The sequence below is a fragment of the Methanoculleus receptaculi genome, assembly GCF_033472595.1.
Lineage (GTDB): Archaea > Halobacteriota > Methanomicrobia > Methanomicrobiales > Methanoculleaceae > Methanoculleus > Methanoculleus receptaculi.
Map to the genome: position 1 here is coordinate 1,436,691 of NZ_CP137642.1, position 20,119 is coordinate 1,456,809.

The 20,119-nt window shown below is 59.1% G+C and carries 17 protein-coding genes and 1 pseudogene; 9 read left to right on the forward strand and 9 right to left on the reverse strand.

What is annotated here, in order from left to right; translation table 11 throughout:
• The first annotated feature begins 61 nt into the window (after positions 1–61).
• The 3 genes from R6Y96_RS07385 (at position 62) to R6Y96_RS07395 (ending at position 2,004) form a co-directional block, all read left to right on the forward strand.
• Positions 62–286 carry a PspC domain-containing protein gene (locus R6Y96_RS07385; RefSeq protein WP_318620619.1) on the forward strand — a complete coding sequence of 75 codons (225 nt, stop codon included), beginning with the start codon at positions 62–64 and terminating at the stop codon, positions 284–286.
• A 214-nt stretch (positions 287–500) separates the two neighbouring features.
• A complete protein-coding gene (locus R6Y96_RS07390; protein ID WP_318620621.1) occupies positions 501–1,202 on the forward strand; it encodes a DUF5714 domain-containing protein in 702 nt (233 codons plus the stop codon).
• 121 nt (positions 1,203–1,323) lie between these two features.
• Positions 1,324–2,004 (forward strand): metal-dependent hydrolase, encoded by a 681-nt coding sequence (locus tag R6Y96_RS07395; protein WP_318620623.1) that lies wholly within the window; start codon positions 1,324–1,326, stop codon positions 2,002–2,004.
• Here the strand turns inward: R6Y96_RS07395 and R6Y96_RS07400 are convergent.
• Both R6Y96_RS07400 and R6Y96_RS07405 read right to left on the reverse strand, forming a co-directional pair.
• A complete protein-coding gene (locus R6Y96_RS07400; protein ID WP_318620625.1) occupies positions 1,979–2,560 on the reverse strand; it encodes a flagellin in 582 nt (193 codons plus the stop codon). The genes R6Y96_RS07395 and R6Y96_RS07400 overlap by 26 nt on opposite strands.
• The gene (locus tag R6Y96_RS07405; RefSeq protein ID WP_318620626.1) at positions 2,538–3,098 is read right to left on the reverse strand and encodes an archaellin/type IV pilin N-terminal domain-containing protein; all 561 of its coding nucleotides are present in this window, start codon (positions 3,096–3,098) and stop codon (positions 2,538–2,540) included. Before R6Y96_RS07405 ends, R6Y96_RS07400 begins: the two co-directional genes overlap by 23 nt.
• A gap of 225 nt (positions 3,099–3,323) precedes the next feature.
• On the opposite strand from R6Y96_RS07405, the gene R6Y96_RS07410 reads away from it, so the two are divergent.
• Positions 3,324–4,421, forward strand: coding sequence for a transposase (locus R6Y96_RS07410; protein WP_318620627.1), 1,098 nt, complete (start codon positions 3,324–3,326; stop codon positions 4,419–4,421).
• 777 nt (positions 4,422–5,198) lie between these two features.
• A complete protein-coding gene (gene thiI / locus R6Y96_RS07415) occupies positions 5,199–6,413 on the forward strand; it encodes a tRNA uracil 4-sulfurtransferase ThiI (RefSeq protein ID WP_318620629.1) in 1,215 nt (404 codons plus the stop codon).
• Here the strand turns inward: thiI and pscS are convergent.
• Positions 6,399–7,577, reverse strand: coding sequence for an O-phospho-L-seryl-tRNA:Cys-tRNA synthase (pscS, locus tag R6Y96_RS07420; protein WP_318620631.1), 1,179 nt, complete (start codon positions 7,575–7,577; stop codon positions 6,399–6,401). The genes thiI and pscS overlap by 15 nt on opposite strands.
• Positions 7,574–7,756 (reverse strand): hypothetical protein, encoded by a 183-nt coding sequence (locus tag R6Y96_RS07425; protein ID WP_318620633.1) that lies wholly within the window; start codon positions 7,754–7,756, stop codon positions 7,574–7,576. The genes pscS and R6Y96_RS07425 overlap by 4 nt, the downstream gene beginning before the upstream one ends.
• A 120-nt stretch (positions 7,757–7,876) precedes the next feature.
• Between R6Y96_RS07425 and R6Y96_RS07430 the strand changes: the two genes are divergently transcribed.
• The 4 genes from R6Y96_RS07430 to R6Y96_RS07445 are packed head-to-tail and all read left to right on the forward strand — an operon-like array spanning position 7,877 to position 14,816.
• Positions 7,877–9,040, forward strand: a complete 1,164-nt coding sequence (locus tag R6Y96_RS07430; RefSeq protein WP_318620635.1) for a metallophosphoesterase family protein — start codon at positions 7,877–7,879, stop codon at positions 9,038–9,040.
• Entirely contained in the window at positions 9,027–12,203 is a 3,177-nt protein-coding gene (locus tag R6Y96_RS07435; RefSeq protein WP_318620636.1) for an SMC family ATPase, read from the forward strand. The genes R6Y96_RS07430 and R6Y96_RS07435 overlap by 14 nt, the downstream gene beginning before the upstream one ends.
• Positions 12,203–13,240, forward strand: coding sequence for a DNA double-strand break repair nuclease NurA (locus R6Y96_RS07440; protein ID WP_318620637.1), 1,038 nt, complete (start codon positions 12,203–12,205; stop codon positions 13,238–13,240). The genes R6Y96_RS07435 and R6Y96_RS07440 overlap by 1 nt, the downstream gene beginning before the upstream one ends.
• Positions 13,218–14,816 (forward strand): ATP-binding protein, encoded by a 1,599-nt coding sequence (locus R6Y96_RS07445; RefSeq protein ID WP_318620639.1) that lies wholly within the window; start codon positions 13,218–13,220, stop codon positions 14,814–14,816. Before R6Y96_RS07440 ends, R6Y96_RS07445 begins: the two co-directional genes overlap by 23 nt.
• Positions 14,817–14,889: 73 nt before the next feature.
• Here R6Y96_RS07445 and R6Y96_RS07450 read toward each other — a convergent pair whose 3' ends face one another.
• The 5 genes and pseudogenes from R6Y96_RS07450 to R6Y96_RS10430 all read right to left on the reverse strand — a co-directional run.
• The gene (locus tag R6Y96_RS07450; RefSeq protein ID WP_318620641.1) at positions 14,890–15,399 is read right to left on the reverse strand and encodes a nucleotide-binding protein; all 510 of its coding nucleotides are present in this window, start codon (positions 15,397–15,399) and stop codon (positions 14,890–14,892) included.
• An 11-nt stretch (positions 15,400–15,410) separates the two neighbouring features.
• Entirely contained in the window at positions 15,411–16,283 is an 873-nt protein-coding gene (locus R6Y96_RS07455) for a formate/nitrite transporter family protein (protein WP_318620642.1), read from the reverse strand.
• Positions 16,284–16,933: 650 nt separating this feature from the next.
• Positions 16,934–18,169, reverse strand: coding sequence for a GntP family permease (locus tag R6Y96_RS07460; protein ID WP_318620645.1), 1,236 nt, complete (start codon positions 18,167–18,169; stop codon positions 16,934–16,936).
• The gene (locus R6Y96_RS07465; protein WP_318620647.1) at positions 18,166–19,041 is read right to left on the reverse strand and encodes a DNA-methyltransferase; all 876 of its coding nucleotides are present in this window, start codon (positions 19,039–19,041) and stop codon (positions 18,166–18,168) included. The genes R6Y96_RS07460 and R6Y96_RS07465 overlap by 4 nt, the downstream gene beginning before the upstream one ends.
• A gap of 453 nt (positions 19,042–19,494) precedes the next feature.
• Positions 19,495–19,935 (reverse strand): annotated as a pseudogene (locus tag R6Y96_RS10430) (helix-turn-helix domain-containing protein); the annotation flags it as partial.
• Positions 19,936–20,119 lie beyond the last annotated feature (184 nt).

Sequence of the window (20,119 nt, forward strand, 5' to 3'; positions counted from 1 at the left end):
CGCCCCCCGGTAGGAAACACCTTTTTAGGGGTTGGGATGAAGAGATATCTCCGGAGAGATCATGAAGAAGCTGACCCGTTCAAGGACCAACCGGTGGATCGCCGGGGTATGTGGCGGCGTTGGAGAATACCTGGATATTGACCCGAACATCATCCGGGCGGTCTACATAATCTTCACCGTGCTCACCAGGTTTGCTGCAGGGCTTATCATCTACATCCTGCTCTGGATAATCATCCCTGATGGCGCAGAGGAGAGTCCGGCGGAAGCGCCTCCTGCTGATGCATAACCGGGACACCGGCAGGTCTATACATATCCCGCCGGTTCTCTCCCGGAGCCCGGCGCGAAGGGCGCCTGCGGCTGAATAAGGCTGCTCAGGTCCGGAGATCAGGCTCAATCCGGCCCGAGTCAGGAGAGTTTGGGGTTTGCAATCAGAGGGGGAGCAGTCACGGCCGTCGCCGGCAGCGTACGCTTATTGGTGGTGGTGACGCAACCATACATCCATGGAGCAGAGGACTGGATGCCTGATCTGCGGTCGTGACATCCTGTACAGCGAAGAGTCACGCGACCTTGCATGCACCATCTGCGGCGAGGTTGTGAGCACCACCGCCGCCTGCGAGGCCGGGCACTTTGTCTGCGACCGCTGTCATGGCCTTGAAGCAGTCGACCTGATCGAGCAGTTCTGTCTCACAACCGAACTTGACGACCCGATTGCCATCGCCTGTATACTGATGCGGAACCCTGCGGTCAGGATGCACGGCCCGGAGCACCATTTTCTCGTGCCAGCGTCTCTCATAGCCGCTTACTGCAACCACCGCGGTGAACCCGGGCGAAAAGGCGGCCTCCTTGCCCGCGCCCGCGAGAGAGCCAGCAGGGTTCCCGGGGGTTTCTGTGGAACCCACGGCACCTGCGGTGCGGCGATCGGGACGGGCATATTTGTCAGCCTGATCACCGGGTCAACCCCGCTGAAGAGGCAGGAATGGTCGCTATCAAACCAGATGACAGCCCGCAGCCTGATGGCGATCGCCCGGCATGGCGGGCCCAGATGCTGCAAACGCAACTCATGGCTTGCGATCCGCACCGCGGTCACATTCCTTGAGGAACGGTTCGGTGCAACCCTCCCGGTGGATGGGCCGGTGCGATGCGGGTTCAGCGAGATCAACCGTGAGTGCCTCCTCAAGGAGTGCCCCTTCTACGCCGGTTAGGCGGAAGGAGAGGGAGGCGACCAGGAGTGACAAGGTATCCGCACCTGCAGGGGATCGATTGTTTTTGTGATCGCGCAGATCAGCGGGGATTATTAACCCGGCGGCGGCACACTAATTAGAGATGTTCCTCGCCTGCCACCTCTTTTTCGGCCTCGTGCTGGGTCTCGCGCTTGCCGGTCGCACGGGCGAGCGGCGGCTCGTCGGCTTCGCCGCTCTCGGGGCTGTAATCCCCGACCTTCTCGATAAACCGGTCGGCCACATCCTGTTTGCGGAGACCCTTGACTCCGGTCGTCTCTTCGGGCACGGGCTGCTCTTCGTCTTCATCCTCCTCATGGCAGGTCTCATCAGTCACCGGAGACGGGGCTCGTTTGCGGTCCTGGCGGTTGCGGCTGGCGTCTTCTCGCACCAGATCCTGGATGCAATGTGGGCTATGCCCGTCACCTGGTACTTCCCGCTGCTTGGAGGCTACGAGCCCCAGGAATACGTAAACTACTTTGGCGGAGCCCTCATGGCAGAGGTCTCCTCGCTCTCGGAATGGGTATTCCTGGCAGCATCGGCAGTTATAGCCCTTGCAGTCACCAGGGGTCTCCCCGCTGCAGTCATCCGCGTATCCGCCGCGATTCTTGGGCTCCTTGCCCTCCTCTCACTCGTTCTCTTTGCCTCAGGCAGCCCTGAGACCGTCCTGATGGCCGGGGCGGGTCCGGTGGACTACCTGCTGCTTGCGGTGACGGCGGCAGCCGGTGTGATAGTGGTCTCCCGGCTCCAGCGTGGTGGTCTCATTCAAGACGGGTCAGCGGGGTGATGCAGCCCGGGACGGTCCGCTCGACCCGGAGCGCCACGCTGCCGGCCGGTTTGATCTCGAGAGCAAACGTCCGGGAGGGGCTGCAGTCCTGGCGGTTCATCGGTGTTATGCAGAGGATGTAGCTCTCTCCGGGCTCCAGGAGATGGTTGTCGTCGCTGTTGATCCGCTCCCTGACGCTCCAGTGCCCGTATTCAGGAAAAACACCGATCAGTGGATCGTTCCTGTAGATCTCCTCCATGTGCGCAGAGCCCACAAGGCGGATCGAGACTGTATTGATATCGATCGGTTCCGAACCTGCGGTGAGACCTATTGGGATGATGATGGTATCGATCCTCTCTGCACTGCTGCTGATACCGTAGACGGAACCTGCCGCAATGAGGCCTGACCCCGCCTGCCGGACGCTCTGGTGGACGACAGACCGGCTCTCCCCGGCAAAGATGAGACCTGTTCCAAGGACAGCATGAGCAAAGGTTGCTGCAACGACGACAAACGCCATGAGCACTATGGCAGCCTCAAGCCCTGTGAATCCAGCCTCAGAATAGTTCGAGGTAGACATTCTTGTCAGCACCCGCTGGAACTCTCCGGCTCAGCGAAACGATCGCTCCATCTGCGGCGGTTATCTCGATGCTGAACGTATCGCCGCGGCCGATGGCCGCATCAGCCGCGTTCAGTCTCACCGCGATAACCTCTCCAGCCTCAAGAAGGCCTCCATCGTCTCTTCGGTAGCGCCAGGTTATGCCTGCACGGGGATCACCGGGAGGAATCGTGACCACGGTCTCCTCTGTTGCTATGGTGTATCTCAGTCCCCCTGGATCGATTGCGGCGATATCGGTCACGGTCTCAAGATCGAACACGACGAACCTGACATAACCCCGATCGTTGTCCAGTTTGACGATGACAGAGTCACCCGTGCGCAGGCCTGAGGCAGCCTCACCGAGAGCGGCATACATCGTCTGCTGGCTCTTCTGCGATGCGGCCATGCCTGCCCCGATAACGGCGTATGCAAAAACAGATGCAACGACGACGATGGCGATCAGAACGATTGCTGTTTCCAGTCCGGTAAACGCCCGATCGTTCCGATCCCTCTGGTGCATAGACGAAATTTTGCACTCAATTCGATAAAAGGCTGCTGATATGGAGCCCATCAAATCAACGATCTGGCTTATAAATTCTTCTCTCTTTTCCGGTAGTATGCGCGCCTCTGGCGCACCTTGCCAGTTTATCTGGTTTTTACCGGAGATTTACCAGGTCTGCTAATTTTTTTGCGCCTCGGTAAGAGGTGTTCCGGCAGGTATATATACCTGGCCCCAAAATGGCTCATGGCCTTTAACACCGAGTTTTTGGCAAAAGAAGGCGGATTTGAAGAGATTGAACCAGGGTTCTCTCTCACGGAGTTCCTCAGTTCGCCCTATCTGGACACCATTGCACAGACTATTGAACGAGAATACTACTCCAGACAGGTCTCTCGGTTCCATTATCCGGTTATTCTTATGATCAAACTACTTGTCATCAAGTGTTTCAGGAAACAGTCCTATGTCCGGACAATTCGTCTCCTGACAGAGGATGATTGTTTCAACCTTGGTGCAGAGAAGACTGAAGCAGGGTATCTATTGCCCAATCCTGCAACACTCCACAATTTTGTGAAATATCGTCTCGGCGTCGAAGGTGTGGAACGGCTCATGCATCTTGTCGGTGAGGCAATTGTTCTCTGGGCACAGAAGGAGAGGGTTGGGATCATCGATTCAACTCCAATCGAAGCATCCCGGTATGACAGATATGCTCTTTTTCACCCGCATTACCAGGTTAAGATGGATAAAGCGCATATCTTCCATCTCGGACCATACCCACTCACCATGGTCTACTCGAATGGGACTGATGCGGATTTAACCCACCTTTTTCCACTTATCGAGAGAGTGGAGGCGCTGAAACCCAAACTCAGTCTTGTGCTGCTTGATACCGGATACGACTCATACGAGGCACATGCACACCTCTGGTATCACCTGAATGCTCGACCCTGTATTGATACCCGGGATGGGGCAGTGATCCAGGAAGAAGGGACGGAAACACGCATCCGGCATTGGGTCAACAAACTCTGGAGAGCAGGGGGAGATATCCATGCTCCCCTGACTCAACAGTTGCGATTCCTATACCAGCATGGAAGAGTTGAACAGGTCGGGATGCATTTGCGAAACAAGAATCTTCTCGACCCGGAATTCCCAACTCTCATACAAAGCCGCGGTGAGTGTGAACGGATACATGGCCGGATTAAGGCTTCTGTAACCTTTCACCTCAAAGGGATCCGACATGAGAGCCGGAAACTCTATATGACTCTCAACTTCGTTGCATATCAAATTCTCCTTCTGTTCGGGTTGCGCGCGGGACTGAAGAATCCAACGCACCTGAGTGCACTGGTCTGAGGGAATCTGATACTAAGTCGGAGTTGAGGGAACTTTCCCCCCCGAAATATGGGGGGACATGAAGAGCGGGAGCTGTCTTCAGTTTTCCAGGTTCTGCCACAATTTGCTCTCAAGGCTCGAGGTATCGTCTCTATGAGAGGGTGGGAGATGAGGGGAGGATTCTAATTATACAGAGGGTGGGGGATGAGGGAGGGATCTTGCGTGGTCGCTTAAAGTTGCCATCAAACCAGTGAGGGCATTGGATTGATGGCCTCGATATGAACTGGCAGTTTCCTCGCCATCCGTCTATGGCTGCCTCTGGATTTCACCTGAACGCCGGTTCGCGGGGAGTGGGGCAAAGCGGGAGGTCCGGCGTAGCAATCTCCAGCATAAGATCAGGGGCTAAATTACAAAACTTTACGAATAGCAGAGACAAAAGCCCCCACGAGAGAGGGGGGGCGTCGCAAAACTCGCCGCCCTTTCCAGGTAGTATGCGCGGCGACCGCCCCGCCGTCCACGGGGCGGGCAGTGCGTGGTGATTGCTTTGATGGCTGTGCTCGGGTGGAGGCAGGGCTTTCGATAATGGTTCAAAGCAACACAACGAGCCGATATTTCTCCCTGGCACCGTGGGGGTGGCGGAGACGCTCCCCCGCCACTGTCTCCGAGTGTCACCCCAAAACGGTTTTCCAGGCATGACTTTCCCTGCGGGCGCAACCTGAACGAACTCGTCTGATAGCCCCGGACAATCTGCCAGATTCACGAAGATTCATCAGGGACAACCAGGCACATGATAGGGTGATGATAGGGGGTGAACCTGTGGAAGCGGTGATGGTCAGGTACGGCGAGGTCTTTCTCAAGAGCGAGCGGGTGAAACGAAGGTTTGTCTCGGCCATGGCAGAGAACATCGGCCTTGCGCTGGAGGCAGAAGGGTTCGCCCACCGGATCGAGACCTACCGCGGACGGATACTTATATACGGCGATGACCCCGCCAGGATCGCCAAAACGGCCGCCAGAGTCTTTGGGGTGGTGAGCGCGAGCGTCTGCACCGTGACGACGGCCGATATAGAAGGTATAACAACCGCAGCCCTCAAACGCGCAGAGCGTCGCCTCCGTCCCGGGATGTCGTTTGCTGTCCGGGCACGGCGGTCGGGCGTCCCGGGTTTCTCCAGCCAGGAACTTGCGGCGGCGGTCGGGTCGGCCATCCTCGAACGGTTTGACGGGGTCGGGGTTGACCTGACACACCCCGATTACGAGGTCTCAGTCGAGGCAAGGGAGTTCGGGGGTCTCGTCTACGACGAGAAGATCCCCGGGCCGGGCGGACTCCCCTACGGGACACAGGGGGAGGTCATCACCCTCCTGTCGGCGGGGATAGACTCGCCGGTTGCGTCCTGGCTGATGATGCGCCGGGGGTGCCGCATGCTCCACATCAACATGCACGGCGGCCGGTTTGGCGGGGCCGATGTCGGGCGAAAAGTCCTGCAGAACCACGCTCGCCTCTCCTCCTGGGTGCCGGGCCGCGCCCTCGACCTTCTGGTTGTCGATATGGAACCCTTCTTTGAGGTTATCACCGCCTTAAAAGAGCCGCGTTACCGCTGCGTCCTCTGCAAACGGTTCATGCTCCGGGTGGCAGGCATCCTTGCAGAGGAACGGGGGGCACACGCCATCGTCACCGGCGACAACCTGGGGCAGGTGGCCTCCCAGACGCTCGCCAACATGGCGGTGATATCCGCCGCAACGACCCTCCCCGTGCTCCGGCCGCTGATCGGGTTTGACAAGGATGAGGTTGTCGGGCGCGCCCGCAGCATCGGAACGTTTGAGGCCAATCCCGGGGAGATCGGGTGTGCGGTCGCCCCCCGTTACCCCTCGACGGCAGCGCCCGCAGAGACCATCGCCCGGATCGAGGAGGAGATCGATGCCGTGGGGCTGGCAGAACGGGCGGCGGCAAGTGTGCGGGTGATCCGCGCAAAGAACGGTGCGGTAGAGGAAGCAGCCCCCACCTCAGACGATACTTAACCCGTTCTCACGCGCAATCGCTATAAAAGCCTCCGAGAGATGCCGGATCTGTTTTTCCGTCAGCCCGAAGGTGTTGAACTTCCAGACCCGCGTGGAGCCCGGGATGACGCCGATAACACCCCTCTTCTTGAGGTCGTTTGAGAGGAAATAGCCCCTCTTCTTGTGCTGCTGCGCAACGCGGTCAAACGACTCGCGTGTATCGATCCGGGTCAGGGTGTGTCTTCTCGGGTATTCAGAGAGCACTCTCGTCCCCTCGATTGAGAGAAGGCCGTCGACAACCGCCTGAGAGTGTGCAACCTCGGTCTCCCAGTGATTCACCCGCTCCTGGACATGGGGGAACGAGGCCATCATACCGACGACGGTAACGCCCATCAGGGTGCAGCCCATCATCTCAACCTCCTTTATGCCGAACGTCCTGCCGGTCAGATCACCCCTCGCCTCTGTCGTCCGAAATACCTTCCCGGCGTACTCCTCCGCTGCCGCGAGAACCCCCGATGGTGCGGGGGCGGCCATGCTCTTGTGCCCTGAGCCCACCAGAAAATCGGCGCCTAGCGCCTTCCCGTCGACAGGCATGATCCCCACCGTGTAGGCGCCGTTGACCAGCGCCGGGATGTCATACTGGTGGGCGGTCTTTATGATCCCCTTAACGTCGTGGACGTTCCCGTACTGGTAATCGACATGGTCGATGAAGAGGAGCGGCGGTGTCCTTGAAAACTCCCGGGTCACCTCCTCTATCCTCTCCGCCGCGGCATCGGCGGTGATCCTGTTTGAGTCATCCTTCGGGATCTCACGCGGGATCCCGCCAGCCTCCTCGATCGCCAGGAACTCCGTGTAGTGGGCAAGCGAGGTCAGGATGACCGGGTCGCCCCTCTCCACAAGACTGCTCGCGACCGCCTGGAACCCCCGGCGCGCTCCGGGGATCACCCGGACAGCGTCCATATTCAGCCACCGTGCAAGGTCGGCGTGGAACTGAGCGATCGGAGGTTTCTGGATATAATCAAGCCGGAATGGGCTACGGCAGTTGTCACAGACCGAGTAGCCGTCGGCGTATGCTATCACCGCCTTCATGGCGTCCGCGGTCAGCCGTCCACCAACCTGGATGGGGTCGATGTTGATGTACATCTCCTCCACATCGCGGGCCTCGATATCGGAGGCGCACCTCACCCGACCATCTCCTCTTCAAGGATTGCAACCTGCCGTTTCACCTTCTCCAGGGTTGTTGCGGCACGTTCACGCTGCCCCTCGTCCAGTTCGTGGTCGGGAGCGGTCTCCCGGAGCAGGAACCGGATATCGGTTAAGAGGAATAGTGCCTGAAAAACTGCATCCACGGCCCGTTTTGACACAATATCACCATACAAATATCAGCGAGGATATATTAGACTACGCGTATTATGGGCCTGCGAACACTTTCGCACCGCGCAGATCAGGCTTTTATACTCTGGCCGCAGGGAGAATTATAAGGCATGAAGATCGTTCACCTGGCAGACACACACCTTGGATTATCGGCATTCAGCCGCGTCGACCCGGAGACCGGGATGAACCTGCGTGAACAACTCATCTACAACAACTTCCTCGCCGCCATCGACCGGATAATCGCCATCCGCCCCGATGCGCTCGTCCACGCCGGCGACCTCTTCCACCAGGTCAAACCAAAGACCCGCGCCTACACGACGGCGCTCGACGCCCTCTCCCGGCTGCATGAGGCAGGGATTCCCATGCTCGTTGTCGCGGGAAACCACAGCATGGCCAGGACGCGTTACACGGCGTCGCCGTTTGAGGTGCTGGAGCGCGGCGGCTATCGTGCAGCAGACCTCTACGTCGCCCACAACAACCGTTACCGGAGGGTCGAACTCGGGGAGACGGTCTTTCACCTCATCCCGAACATGATCGAGCCCGCGGGCTATCGGAGGGCGTTTGAGGAGATCGAATTCACCGGCGGCGGCACGAATGTGCTTGTCACCCACGGGCTTGCAACCATCCTCTCCGACCGGCGGCTTCACACCGTCGCCGAGCACGAACTTGACGCAACCATCCTCTCCGACCGGTTCGACTACATCGCGCTCGGCCACTACCACGGCCAGGTCCAGGTCGCGGAGAACGCCTGGTACAGCGGTTCGCTTGAGTACTGCAACTACGGCGAGATCGGTGACACGAAGGGCGGACTCCTGGTGAATCTTGCCACCGGCGATATCGAGCATATCGACCTTCCGCACACACCGATGCTCAACCTGGGCCGTGTCAACTCTGACGGTCTGACGGCCGGGGAGGTTGTCGCGTCCATCCTGGAAGCGGCCGATGCCCGGTGGGAAGAGATCGAGGGCGCGATCTGTCAGGTCACGCTCGATGGGATACGCCGCGAGACGCTCCGCGCCATCGACCAGAAAGCCCTCCAGGACCTCCGGAACCGCACCCTGGACCTGAGGCTGCAGGCCCTGACCGTTGATGACCCATACCACGTCTTTCACCAGGACTCGCTTGCAGGTCTGGACTACGTCACCGAGTTCGAGAAGTTTGTGGAGAGGAAGCACCTTGCGCCTGCCGACGCAGAGTTTGTGAAGAAGACCGGGACGGATCTTCTCCGGTCGGTCATCGCACGCCACAGGGAGGGAGAGAGTGCTGCTGAATAGGCTCTGGATGAAGAACTTCAAGCGGTTCCGCGACCAGGAGATAATCTTCCAGGACGGTATAACCGGGATCATCGGGAACAACGGCGCCGGGAAGAGCAGCATAGTCAGCGCCATCCTGTTTGCGCTCTACGGTCTCCAGAGCACGGGGCTTGACGGCGATTACATCGTCAGCTCGTTTGCGGGCCCGCAGGACGTCTGCGATGTCCGCCTGGACTTCTCTGTCGGCGGCAACGACTACACAGTTCTCCGGAGGTTCAAACGCCGCCCATCCTCGACCCTGCATGAGGCAAACCTCTACATGAACCAGAAACTCCTGGCAAACAGCGTCCAGAAAGTGGCATCGGAGATCCAGCGGATCGTCGGGATGGGGGCGGGCGACTTCCGAAACACCATCTACGCCGGGCAGAAGGAACTTCTTGCCCTGCTGGAGAGTCGTGCGGGGTCAAGGAAAGACTGGTTCATGCAGGTTCTGGGCATCGATTACCTCAAGAAGGACAGCATGGAGTGTCTCAAAGAACTCATAGATGCCCGGGAGGGGACATGCCGGGAACTCTCCGGAAGGCTCCAGGAACTGGATCCCGACGGGATTCGCGGGCGCCTTCTGGAACTGCGGACTGCGGTTGCCGGTGCGGAGGAAGAGGCAGCAAACGCCCGGACCGCGGAGACCGGCGCCCGTGAAGAACTTGAGAGTGCTCGCCGCGAGTACGAGAGGCTGCTTGACCTGCGCGAACGCTGCCGGGAACTTGAACGTGAGGAGGAGAGGCTCACAGCCGATATCGAGCGGCTGCGTGCCGAGTGCCGGGATATGGAGACCGAGATCGCGGACCGGCAGCGGCTGCAGGCCTACCTTGACGAACTTCAACCGATCGTCGAGCGCTACGAGTCGCTGAAGGCGGAGGTCGCCACACTTGCAGAGGAGAAGGCGCACGCAGAACGCCTGAACCTCGAAGCAGCCAGTCTTGAGGAGCAGATCCGTGACCACGCTGACCGGCGTTCAAGGCTTGAGACCGACCTTGCGGCGCTTGCAGAGGACGAACGGACGGTTGCCGCACTTGAAGAGGATGTCAGGAGCGCCCGGGCTCTTCGCGAGCGTATTGCGGCGATGAAAGCCCTCCAGCCGGAGTATGACGCCCTCCGTGAGGAGATCGCCAGGCTGGACGAGCGGTTTGCTCACCTGGAGAAGCGCGTCCTGGAGAACCGGGCCGATATCCAGGAGCTTGAAGAGAAGGAGAGGCATCTCCGTGCGCTCGAGGAGGAGACGGCGGACTACGAGAGCCTTCTCGCCCGCCTGGAGGTTTATCAGGAGGCGCAGGAGCACGCCCGGCAGGTGGAGCGGTCTCTGCACGAGGCCGAGGCCGCATCCGCGGCGGCGCGCCGGACCGAGAGCGAGATCACCGATCTTTCCAGGCAGATCGCTGAACTCGAGGGTGTCGAGGAGCGGATCGAGGCGGCGGAGCGCAGAAAGGACGACCTTACATCGCGGATCAGCGCCTTCGCCGAACGCCGGGAGGCGATCAGCCGGGAGATCCAGAAGGTGGCCGGGCACAGGGAAGAGATCCTGGCCGCCGGGCCCGAGGGGACGTGCCCCATGTGCCGCCAGAGCCTCGGTGACCACTACCACGACCTCCTCGCAGACCTGGCATCTACCGCTGGATCTCTGGATAGAGCCCTTGCCGATCTCGAGGAGGAGTATGGCCTGGCGGTCGCCGGGCAGAAAAGGCTTGCCGCCGAACTGAAGAGGCTGTACGCTCAGCGGGCGGCCCTCCAGCGCCTGAAAGAACAGCACGCTCTCGCAGCATCCCGCTACGAGCAGAGCGTCGACCTGATGAGACGCTGGCAGGCCGAGGCGGATGACCACCGGGCCGAGATCCAGGCTCTCGGTCTCGAAGGAGGTTACGACCCGGCGGAGCACGAATCTCTCAGGGAACGGATCCGTCTCCTTGCCGGGAAACGGGCGACGGCCGATACCCTGCGGGGCGAGTGCAGCCGTCTCCCTGCCCTCCTGGAGGAGAGAGAGCGACTCATCGCCGATGCTGCGGATCACCTGGCCCAGCGGGATGAGGCCGAGACCAGGCTCTCCAGGCTCGGGTTCGACCCGGAGGCTCTGAAGCGCCTGGAAGCGGAGGCAGGGGCCCTGGAACCCGTATCCCGGGCATATACCGAGGCGCAGACCAGACTTGCGCGGCGGCCGGCGTTAAAAGAGGATCTGAACGCCATTACCGCGAGGCTTGATGGTCTCCAGGAACGGCTGCGGGGTGTCAGGGGCGAACTTGCCGGTCTCTCGTTCGACCCGGAGCGGTTCGAACGCCTCAGTCAGGAGTACAGCCGCGCCGAATCGGCGCACCGGCGGGCGCTCGAACTCCGCGTCCGTCTTGAAGAGGTCCCACGACTGGTGGAGAGCCTCGGTTCCAGGCGCGATCTCCTTGCAGAGAGGGAGGCCGAACTGCTCCGCGTCCGGGCTGCTATCGAGGAACTCGGGTTTGACGGGTCGATGGTAAAGGCGGCAGAGGAGAGGGTTGCCGGGTCTGAACAGAGGCTTACGGCTGCACGGGAGCGTATGTATGCCGCCACCCTCCGGATAAGCAGCCTGGAGGCGGAGATCGAGCATGAGACCGCAAGACTCTCCCGCGCAGAAGAACTCGTCCGGCAGCGTGACGCGCTCACGGAGGAGATCGAGCGGTTGAAACTGACCCGGTCGCTGATCAGGGACTACATCGACTACCTCCTCCAGGTCGTCCGGGGCAGGATCGAGGAGGAGGCGGGCCGGGTGCTTGCAGAGATCACCGACGGGCGTTACAACACGGTCATGCTGGACGACGACTTCAGCGTCCTTGTCCACGACATGGGTGAAGACTACCCGGCCGACCGGTTCAGCGGCGGGGAACAGGACGATATCGCCATCGCTCTCCGGGTGGCCCTCTCCCGGTTCATCGCCGAGGTGAACCAGGTGCACGACTCCACGTTCCTGATCTTTGATGAGATCTTCGGGAGCCAGGACGAGGAGCGGCGTGCAAACCTCCTCCGGGCACTCCGGACGCAGGAGGCGTATTTCCCACAGATCATACTCATATCCCATATAAGCGAGGTCCAGGACGAGTTCTCGACGGCGCTGCTCGTCGAGATGGGCCCGGACCAGATAAGTCAGGTCAGGGTGGTCGACTGATGGACGCAGAGACAGCCTACCGCCAGGCGATCCGGCGCGTGGCGGCGAGGATCCGGGGGTGCGTCCCGGCAGACATTTCCACGCGGTTTGCAGCCGCAGGCGGGTTTGATGCGGCCTCCTACACCCATTTCAAGCCCGGGTTTGAAGGGGCTGTCTGTGCGGTGGACGGGAGCAACGCCATCATCCTTGACGCCGGGAGTTTTGCCATCGCCGCCATCAGGGCCTCGGTCAGCGCCTTTGCCCGCGGCAGGCGCCTCTACCGCCGGACAACACCGCTGCACGTCATCACGGTCAACCCCGGCGCCGGGAACGAGGACTTCGACGAGATCTTCTACGACTGTTTCCGCCGCCGCCCCGGGGCGCGGCTTGACCACGACGACCCCGCCCGGAACGCCGCTGTCATCCGGGACACGCTGGAGCTCTGGTCGGCGATGGAGATGGCCGCAGAACTCGATACCGGCGACCTCCTCATCCTGGACGGCACGCTCCAGGTCCGGCACGCAAGCCACGCCGAGGTCATCGAGGCTCTCCTGAACCTCTGCAACCTGCGCGGGGTTCTCATAGCCGCCGTGACAAAACGGACATCCCTGACCTGGGGCGGTGGGCACCCGATCGTCCCGGCGGCGGAAGGGCTTGCACGCGGCGTTGGCGTTGCCGCACCCTGGTATCTCTCCGTCTCCGGCGCGAGCGGCCTGATCGATCGCCAGGAGACGCAGACCTGGAAACTGCGGGGGGAGCAGTACGTTGCGCGGCTTCACCCGCGTGCAGCGCGGGCGTTCAAGGTTGAGATCCCGGGCCACTACACCCCCGATATGGTCGATGCGGTCTTCTCCGGGCTTGCGGCCTACTCCGACGACGGGAGGGTGACGGGCTACCCCTACCCCCTCCTCGACGCCCATCTCACAACAAGGATAACGCAGGACGCGGTCGAGCAGATCCGCCAGGACATCATCCATGGTCTGGACATGCTCGGGATGAGCCTTGCCGACTACATCGGCATATTTGGTGATTACCATGACGAGTTTGATCGATATTGACGGCGATGACGCCTCGAAGTACCGGCTGATCGGAGATCGGGTGCTCAGTTACCGGTTTGCAGTGCCGCATGATGAGAGGCTCTATCTCGGGGATGTGTTGAAGATCACAGATAACGTCAAGCGTCTGACTTTCTTTGCAAAGGTGAACGACCTTGTCCACGATTGCAACTTCTCCGACCCGAAATGGGACACACGCCCCCATACCGAGCATTTCTACGGCATGGGTGAGGATGTCTTCATCCTGGTCGAGGCGACACCGCTCGGCTACGTCGGAGACGACGGCCTGTTCCGCAAACCAAGGACAATACCGGCGAAGTTCTCCCGCGTGGAGCGGCCGGAGCCCCGTGATTTTGAGTTTCTGCAACAGGTTATGGGGGATATCGAGGTCGGGGTGATGAAGAACGGTGAGGGCGAATTTAGAGATGTCAGGGTTGCGCTCCACGCACCGGTGATGCGCCAGCACATGGGCGTCTTCGCAACGACCGGCATGGGGAAGAGCAACTTCATGAAGGTCTTCTGCGCCTCGTGCATGCGCGCCCGCAGGTTCGGGCTCCTGATAGTCGACCCGCACGGGGAGTACGTGGCTGGCGGCCGGTCCTCGAGCGGCGAGGCTACCCGGGGGCTCCTCCACTACCAGGCCGGCAGGGATGGGCTTGCGGTCTTCTCCACCAGAGGGGATGATTTCATAAAGAAGTACCACCTAAACCGGCTCTACCTTGACCACGACGATTTCAGCGCGCCGGACCTGCTCCTGCTCTACGAGCACTCAACGCCCCAGCGGGAGGTTGTGGAGATGCTTGCGGACAGACCTGGTTCGGATCTGATCGAGTTCTTCCTGGAGACCGATTTTGCGACGTTCGATGCCGGGACGTACAGGGGGCCGCATGCCGGGATTGCACGCGACCTCAAGAACTTCTCGTTGAGCACCCTCTCGGTTATGCAGCGGCGTATCGCGGGCATGATGAACCGGAACCGGCGTTTCTTCAGAAAGCAGGGTTCATCGATCCCCGATATCTTAAAAGAACTCCACAAGAACAGGGTTGTCCTGATCGACATACCCGGTATGAGCGAGCAGAGCGAGCTCTTTGTCCTCTCGATCATAACGCGCAAAATAATGCGGAGCCATCAGGAGGAGGAGACCGGTGGCGAGAAGGAGCCAGGACAGGTGCTGATAACCATCGAGGAGGCACAGCGGGTGCTGGGTTCAGGCTACGGGAGCACAAGGACGTTCCGGGAGGCGGCGATGGAGGGGCGGAAGTTCGGCGTGGGCCTCTGTGTGGTCACCCAGCAACCAAAGAACATCGATGCCCGCGTCCTCGCGCAGATAAACACGTTTGTTGTTATGGGCCTCTCCGATCGCGGCGATAGAGAGATCATAGCAGGCAGTGCAAAACAGGACCTCTCCCACATGGATACCGAGATCCAGACCCTTGAAAGGGGAGAAGCGGTCATCAGCACCATCGGGATACCTTTCCCCGTGAGCACCAGGATCCATCTTTACGAGGACTATATCGAGGAACTCAACGGGAGACCTGCGGCACGGGCAATAGACGAGGGTCTTGAAAAGACGTTTTAGGATCAAAACGCTGAATGTGAGTGAGGCTGGAAATCACCCTCTTTCCTTAGCCCCTTCGCTGAATTGAATGACGTCAGGATTGCTGATTCTTCTTGACTTTCCTTATTGAGACGCAGTTTATGGCTGCATCCCCCGCCAGGATGTAGCGTTTGACGACCGTCCCGAGCACCTCGACCAGATCCCCTTCGTGAATGTCTTCTGCCGGTGAGGTGAACATCTTGACCGATATCTCACCTGTCCGGTCGGCTACAAGGTACTGCGGCCGGTTGAGGAACTGGAAGTAAACCCGCTCGACAACGCCCTTTATGCGCACCGGTTCACCAAGCATATTCAGGTTTATCGCCCGGACCCTGACGGGTTTTGCCTCCTCTTCATACATCGGCACCAGCGATGCATACTGCTTCTGGCTCATGTAGTTGAGCGCTGCAGGTATGATCAGGAGCAGGGCAAGGAGCGGTACCCCGAGGATAAGGATCGATAGATCCCCGGTAACGGCAACCGTAACGATTAAAAAAAGTGTGAAGATACCAAAAACGACCAGAGATATGGTCGATATCTTCACATCGATTCCTTTGATCTTCATCAGGTATCTCGTTACTTGAGTGCCGCAATCTCCTTGCGGAAGGAGACCCAGTAGAGCACACCCACGAAGAAGAGACCACCGATTATGTTGCCGATGGTTGCTCCGATAAGGTTGTTCGTCCACATCGTCACCCAGTTCAGGCCTTCAAGTTTCGCGGCACCGAAGGTGGCAACCTGGTCAGCACTCAGGTAGCCCTTTGTCAGGAGACCTGCAGGGATGAAGTACATGTTTGCGACACAGTGCTCAAACCCGGTGGAAACGAAGGCCATGATCGGGAACCAGATACCGACGATCTTGCCTATGGCGTCGTCAGCACAGATACCGAGCAGGATGGCCAGGTTGACAAGCCAGTTACAGGCGATACCTTTGAGCAGAAGAGACCACTGTCCCATCGTACCGGCATAGGCCACCTTACCCAGCGCGATGTTCACGGCAGTGAGACCGAAAGCGTTAGCGGTCCCGACACCCGCTGCACTGAAGTTTGTCAGCGGCCCGTTGGCCATGATGTAGGCGAACACGATCGACCCGATCAGGTTACCGATGTACACCAGGATCCATAGTTTGATCACACTTGCCCAGCTGACCCTGTGGATAAACGCTGCCATGGGAGCGAGCATCGCATCGCCGGTGAAGAGCTCCGCACCGGTCAAAACGATGATAATAAGCCCAACAGGGAAGACACCACCAAGAATCAGTTTTCCTACACCAGGACCCAGGAAATCCGCCGCACCGGTACTGCAGACCGTTGCGAGGGCGGCACCCATGGCGATGTATGCTCCTGCCATGAATCCACGCAGGATCATGTTCCATGCCGGTAGCGTGGTTTTGTACTTCCCGGCATCACCAGCTTTTGCAACGATTGCAACTGGGGGATGGAATACCATTCTTCACACACCTCTCTGAAACGTCCTACCTATGCCATCAGGTAATTCAAATGGATAGGTCTAATTGATCAGTAATTAGAGGATGCTATTAATACATTTCGAAATGATTGCCTCACTTGAGGGGTGTTATCAGAATCGGCGCTGAATTGAGATGGTTATCTCTGTCTCAAGTTAATTACCATAGTTAAACATGAAAGATCGATATACGATGTTCTGGTCGTTGTTTCTAAACGGCGTGGACTGCAGATGATTCCAGAGAGGTTTTGAAGAAGTATGCAGAAGCAGGCGCGCAGATCTGCCCTCCTTCATTCAGGGGACCATGACGGGAAATGGACGCACGGTAAAACGGCTTTCGTTCTCTGTTTGCCACTATATGCTCTGGAAAACGGGTATCAGCACCTCCTGGACCGGAGTGACGCCCGGGGTGGATGTCGGGCATCTCCGGCGATGCCTCCTCTACCGGGATGGACTGGAGGAAACGTAATCCCCTGCCCTCTGTCTCCAAGGTGCTTCCCGGATGGTGTATCTCGTGTTGACTCACCTCCATTGCGGATCTGGAAACCCTGCCGGGCTGCGAGAGCGAGACAACCTGATGAAACGATCATATCTCCGGCACTCAGTTCTCGGAAAACCGCCTCGCGGCGGTTGGGTTATAGAGCCTGGATCAACAGCGCTGCCGCGAGCGTGACCACCCCGGCTACCGATAGCGGGAGGGTGTAGTTTCGTACAACCGCCGCGAAATCGTCGCCCGTCGTTTGCTTTAGCAGCCAGAAGAAGGGATCGCTAGCGTAGGAGAACATAAACGCCCCCGCGGATACCATGAGCACCAGGGCAAACGGGTTGATCACAAGAACGGCCGGGATGGTGGCAAGGATGGTCGCGGTGACGGTGGCGGTGACCACCCTTGAACCCTGCGCTGCCTGCACCAGGGCGGCGATGACGAAGGGGAGGAGGGTTATGGGGAGATAACCCGTGACAAGCGCTGTAACGTCTGCTGAGAATGCGCTTGCGGCGATGACGCCGCCGAACGCCCCGGCACCGGCGAGGTCAAAGATGATGATCCCGGCGTTCTTTGTCCCCCGTGCAAGCGCCCGCTCCCTGACATCGCCGGGAACGCTGATGAGGGCGGCAAATAGGCCGGCAAGGAGAGCCAGGTTGACATTTGCAAGAGCGTGGAGCGAGGGGATGAGTGTGCCACATGCAAGCGCAGCCAGTATGACCAGGAACGGCAGCCAGGCGCGAGGGTGCCAGCCGGTCGTAGTTGTCTCAGGCGGCGCCGGTGGAGGAATTCCCCGGGACCGCAGGACAACAAAGAGACCGGCGAGGATGATGAAGGAGACGGGGATGGCAAGAAGGTTGAACTTCCAGGGATTGGCGGAAAAGAGCCCTGGCGTGGCCATCATGGAGTATACCACGGGGGCGGGGTAGAGGAGGACGTAGGAGATCATCCCGGCGATGCCAGCGCAGTAGAGGAGGGCCTTTGAGGCCTCCCCGTCGGTTTGGAGGTGTGATATGATTGGGGCAAGGATGAGAAACGAGGTTATGCCGCACATAAGCGGCACTGAGAGGAGGTAGCCGGCCGTTCCTGCCGTGGCAAGCGGCCGCCGAACCGCGCCGCGGATATCGGCGACTATCTCTTCTATGCGGCCGCTCTCGCGGAGGACCTGCGCTATACCGACACCGGAGAATATGACCACCCCAAGGGTTGCAAATATCCTGCCGGCCCCGCCCGTGATGGACGTAATGACCATCTCCGCCGGCAGACCGGCAAGGAGGCCAAATACGATGGATGTCCCGACGAGGGAGAGAAACGGCGGGAGGCGGTACCTGAGGGATGCAATGGTGATCAGAACAAAGGCGAGGGCAAAGGGGATAATGGTGTTCATGGGGCGTTTCCGGGTTCTCCTCTCCTGCGGCACTCTTCTTCGATCCTGGTCTCTGCGATCTCGTGGTATGCCGGGTCGATCTCAAACCCTATGTAATCCACGCCAAGCGAGATCGCTGCAACCGCCGTGCTGCCGATCCCCATGAAGGGGTCCAGGACGATCAGCCCCGGCCGGCAGCCATGGAGCCGGATGCACATCTCCGGTAGTTTTACCGGGAAGGTTGTGGGGTGGGGGAGTGAAGAACGGATGGTCGGATACGGGATGAACCAGGTGTTCCCCCGGTCGCGGAGGTCGCGTTTCGCTGCCTTCCAGCGGCCGATGTTGCTCTTGTCCTGGTAAGCCACGCCGATAGCCAGTTTGTCGATCTTCACATCGCCATTCTTTGTTAGATGAAAGATGTGCTCGTGGCACTGACTCAGGTAGCGCGGACTGTTCACCGGCTGGTAGTGGCCGACGGCGATGTCCCCGGTGATCCTGTCGTAATCGCCCACATCCTCCTTCTCGATCGCGATCGACTTGATCCAGTGGATGACGTTCTGGAGCAGAAAGTGCGGCCGGAACCTCTGGACGACGTCGAAGGGTATCCAGGGGTCCATGGGTTTACCGCCGACGTTGAGGAAGAACGAACCGTCGTCGGCAAGGACGCGCGCCGCTTCGGCGGCAACATCTCCCATCCAGTCGAGGTAGTCCTGGCGCGGTTTTCGGTCATGATACGAGTTGTAGTTCTTCCCGATGTTGTAGGGCGGCGATGTGACTATGACATCGACAGAGCCTGCAGGAAGGCGCCGCATGCCCTCGATGCAGTCCATGATATGGATTCTGTTTATGGCCAGTCCGCCGGGCTCATCCACCTCTCTCTCCCCTTCTACCACTCAGATCAACTACAGGTTTCTCTCGCCTCTGACTAAAAGGTGAGCGGGTTCGGATCTCGTAAGCCCGCGGCCATCAATCCAACGGCCTCACTGGTTTGATGGCAACTTTCAGCGACTACGTAGAATCCCTCCCTCATCCCCTCACTCTGCATAATTTATACATAACGTCTTGACTAATTACGCATAATTGAGCCAGGGCGGTATTCGGTTGACTCCAGCTCTCAAATTGAATTTCAATCGCAGAAGCGAGATCCGAGAGGGTGGAGAAATAAGTCCTGGAAAGTGGTTGCATTGAAAGTCTCACTTAACCGGTGCACCAAGCGACCAGTTCCAATCGCCACTGCCCCGAAGACACTGATATGGAATCGCGTGGGTTCCTGCAATACCACTGGACCCCTCTCCTCTGGAGGTATCCACATGGTGCACCGCGACCCATGCTGCGGAAAGTGGCACTCATCCAACCTCCAGATCTCGAGAGTCTCGTCCTTCTCCAGTTCTGCAAGTTTTTTTAAACGCCTCTTGAGCGACCGGGTCACCTCGTGAGATAACTGGTCGGGGTTTTCGCTGTCGGAATCCCAGTTGATGGAAGAGGCGCTGGGCCTGTCTAATCCCGAGTGTGATCTGGTATCTCTCCTTCAGGTGATGGCTCAGGAGCTTCCCGTCCCACAGGTTCTGCGAATATCCTAAATCTCGGGGATTCTTCCGAAGGTCATGGTCAATCTGGTCCTTTACTGCGTCCGAGATTCGGGACGGTCTTCCCGGACGACTGTCATCGTGCAGCCCTTCCACACCACGGGTATTGTATGTATTTACCCAGTTCTCGATAGTTGTAGGGGAGTGCCCCAGGATCTCTGCTACCTCGTAACAATCGTAACCCTTCGCTACGAGAAGAACTCCATGTAACCGGGGAAGCGTACCGTGCGTCTTCCGATCGACCGATCTGCTGCTGGATCACCCGGACTGCTGATGCGGCGTCCTTCACCATGAGTTTTCGCAATTGTATCCCCGTATTCTGGATGTGATGTGATAGACTATATTAATATACTGTAGGAATTATGACGCTACGTAGCATAAGACG

Bases quoted from the DNA above. Each gene is read 5' to 3' on its own strand.
- R6Y96_RS07430 (WP_318620635.1), top strand. From the start codon at position 7,877: ATGAAGATCGTTCACCTGGCAGACACACACCTTGGATTATCGGCATTC.
- R6Y96_RS07395 (WP_318620623.1), top strand. From the start codon at position 1,324: ATGTTCCTCGCCTGCCACCTCTTTTTCGGCCTCGTGCTGGGTCTCGCG.
- R6Y96_RS07440 (WP_318620637.1), top strand. From the start codon at position 12,203: ATGGACGCAGAGACAGCCTACCGCCAGGCGATCCGGCGCGTGGCGGCG.
- R6Y96_RS07385 (WP_318620619.1), top strand. From the start codon at position 62: ATGAAGAAGCTGACCCGTTCAAGGACCAACCGGTGGATCGCCGGGGTA.
- R6Y96_RS07410 (WP_318620627.1), top strand. From the start codon at position 3,324: ATGGCCTTTAACACCGAGTTTTTGGCAAAAGAAGGCGGATTTGAAGAG.
- R6Y96_RS07405 (WP_318620626.1), bottom strand. From the start codon at position 3,098: ATGCACCAGAGGGATCGGAACGATCGGGCGTTTACCGGACTGGAAACA.
- R6Y96_RS07390 (WP_318620621.1), top strand. From the start codon at position 501: ATGGAGCAGAGGACTGGATGCCTGATCTGCGGTCGTGACATCCTGTAC.
- R6Y96_RS07455 (WP_318620642.1), bottom strand. From the start codon at position 16,283: ATGGTATTCCATCCCCCAGTTGCAATCGTTGCAAAAGCTGGTGATGCC.
- R6Y96_RS07400 (WP_318620625.1), bottom strand. From the start codon at position 2,560: ATGTCTACCTCGAACTATTCTGAGGCTGGATTCACAGGGCTTGAGGCT.
- R6Y96_RS07460 (WP_318620645.1), bottom strand. From the start codon at position 18,169: ATGAACACCATTATCCCCTTTGCCCTCGCCTTTGTTCTGATCACCATT.
- R6Y96_RS07450 (WP_318620641.1), bottom strand. From the start codon at position 15,399: ATGAAGATCAAAGGAATCGATGTGAAGATATCGACCATATCTCTGGTC.
- R6Y96_RS07445 (WP_318620639.1), top strand. From the start codon at position 13,218: ATGACGAGTTTGATCGATATTGACGGCGATGACGCCTCGAAGTACCGG.
- thiI (WP_318620629.1), top strand. From the start codon at position 5,199: ATGATAGGGGGTGAACCTGTGGAAGCGGTGATGGTCAGGTACGGCGAG.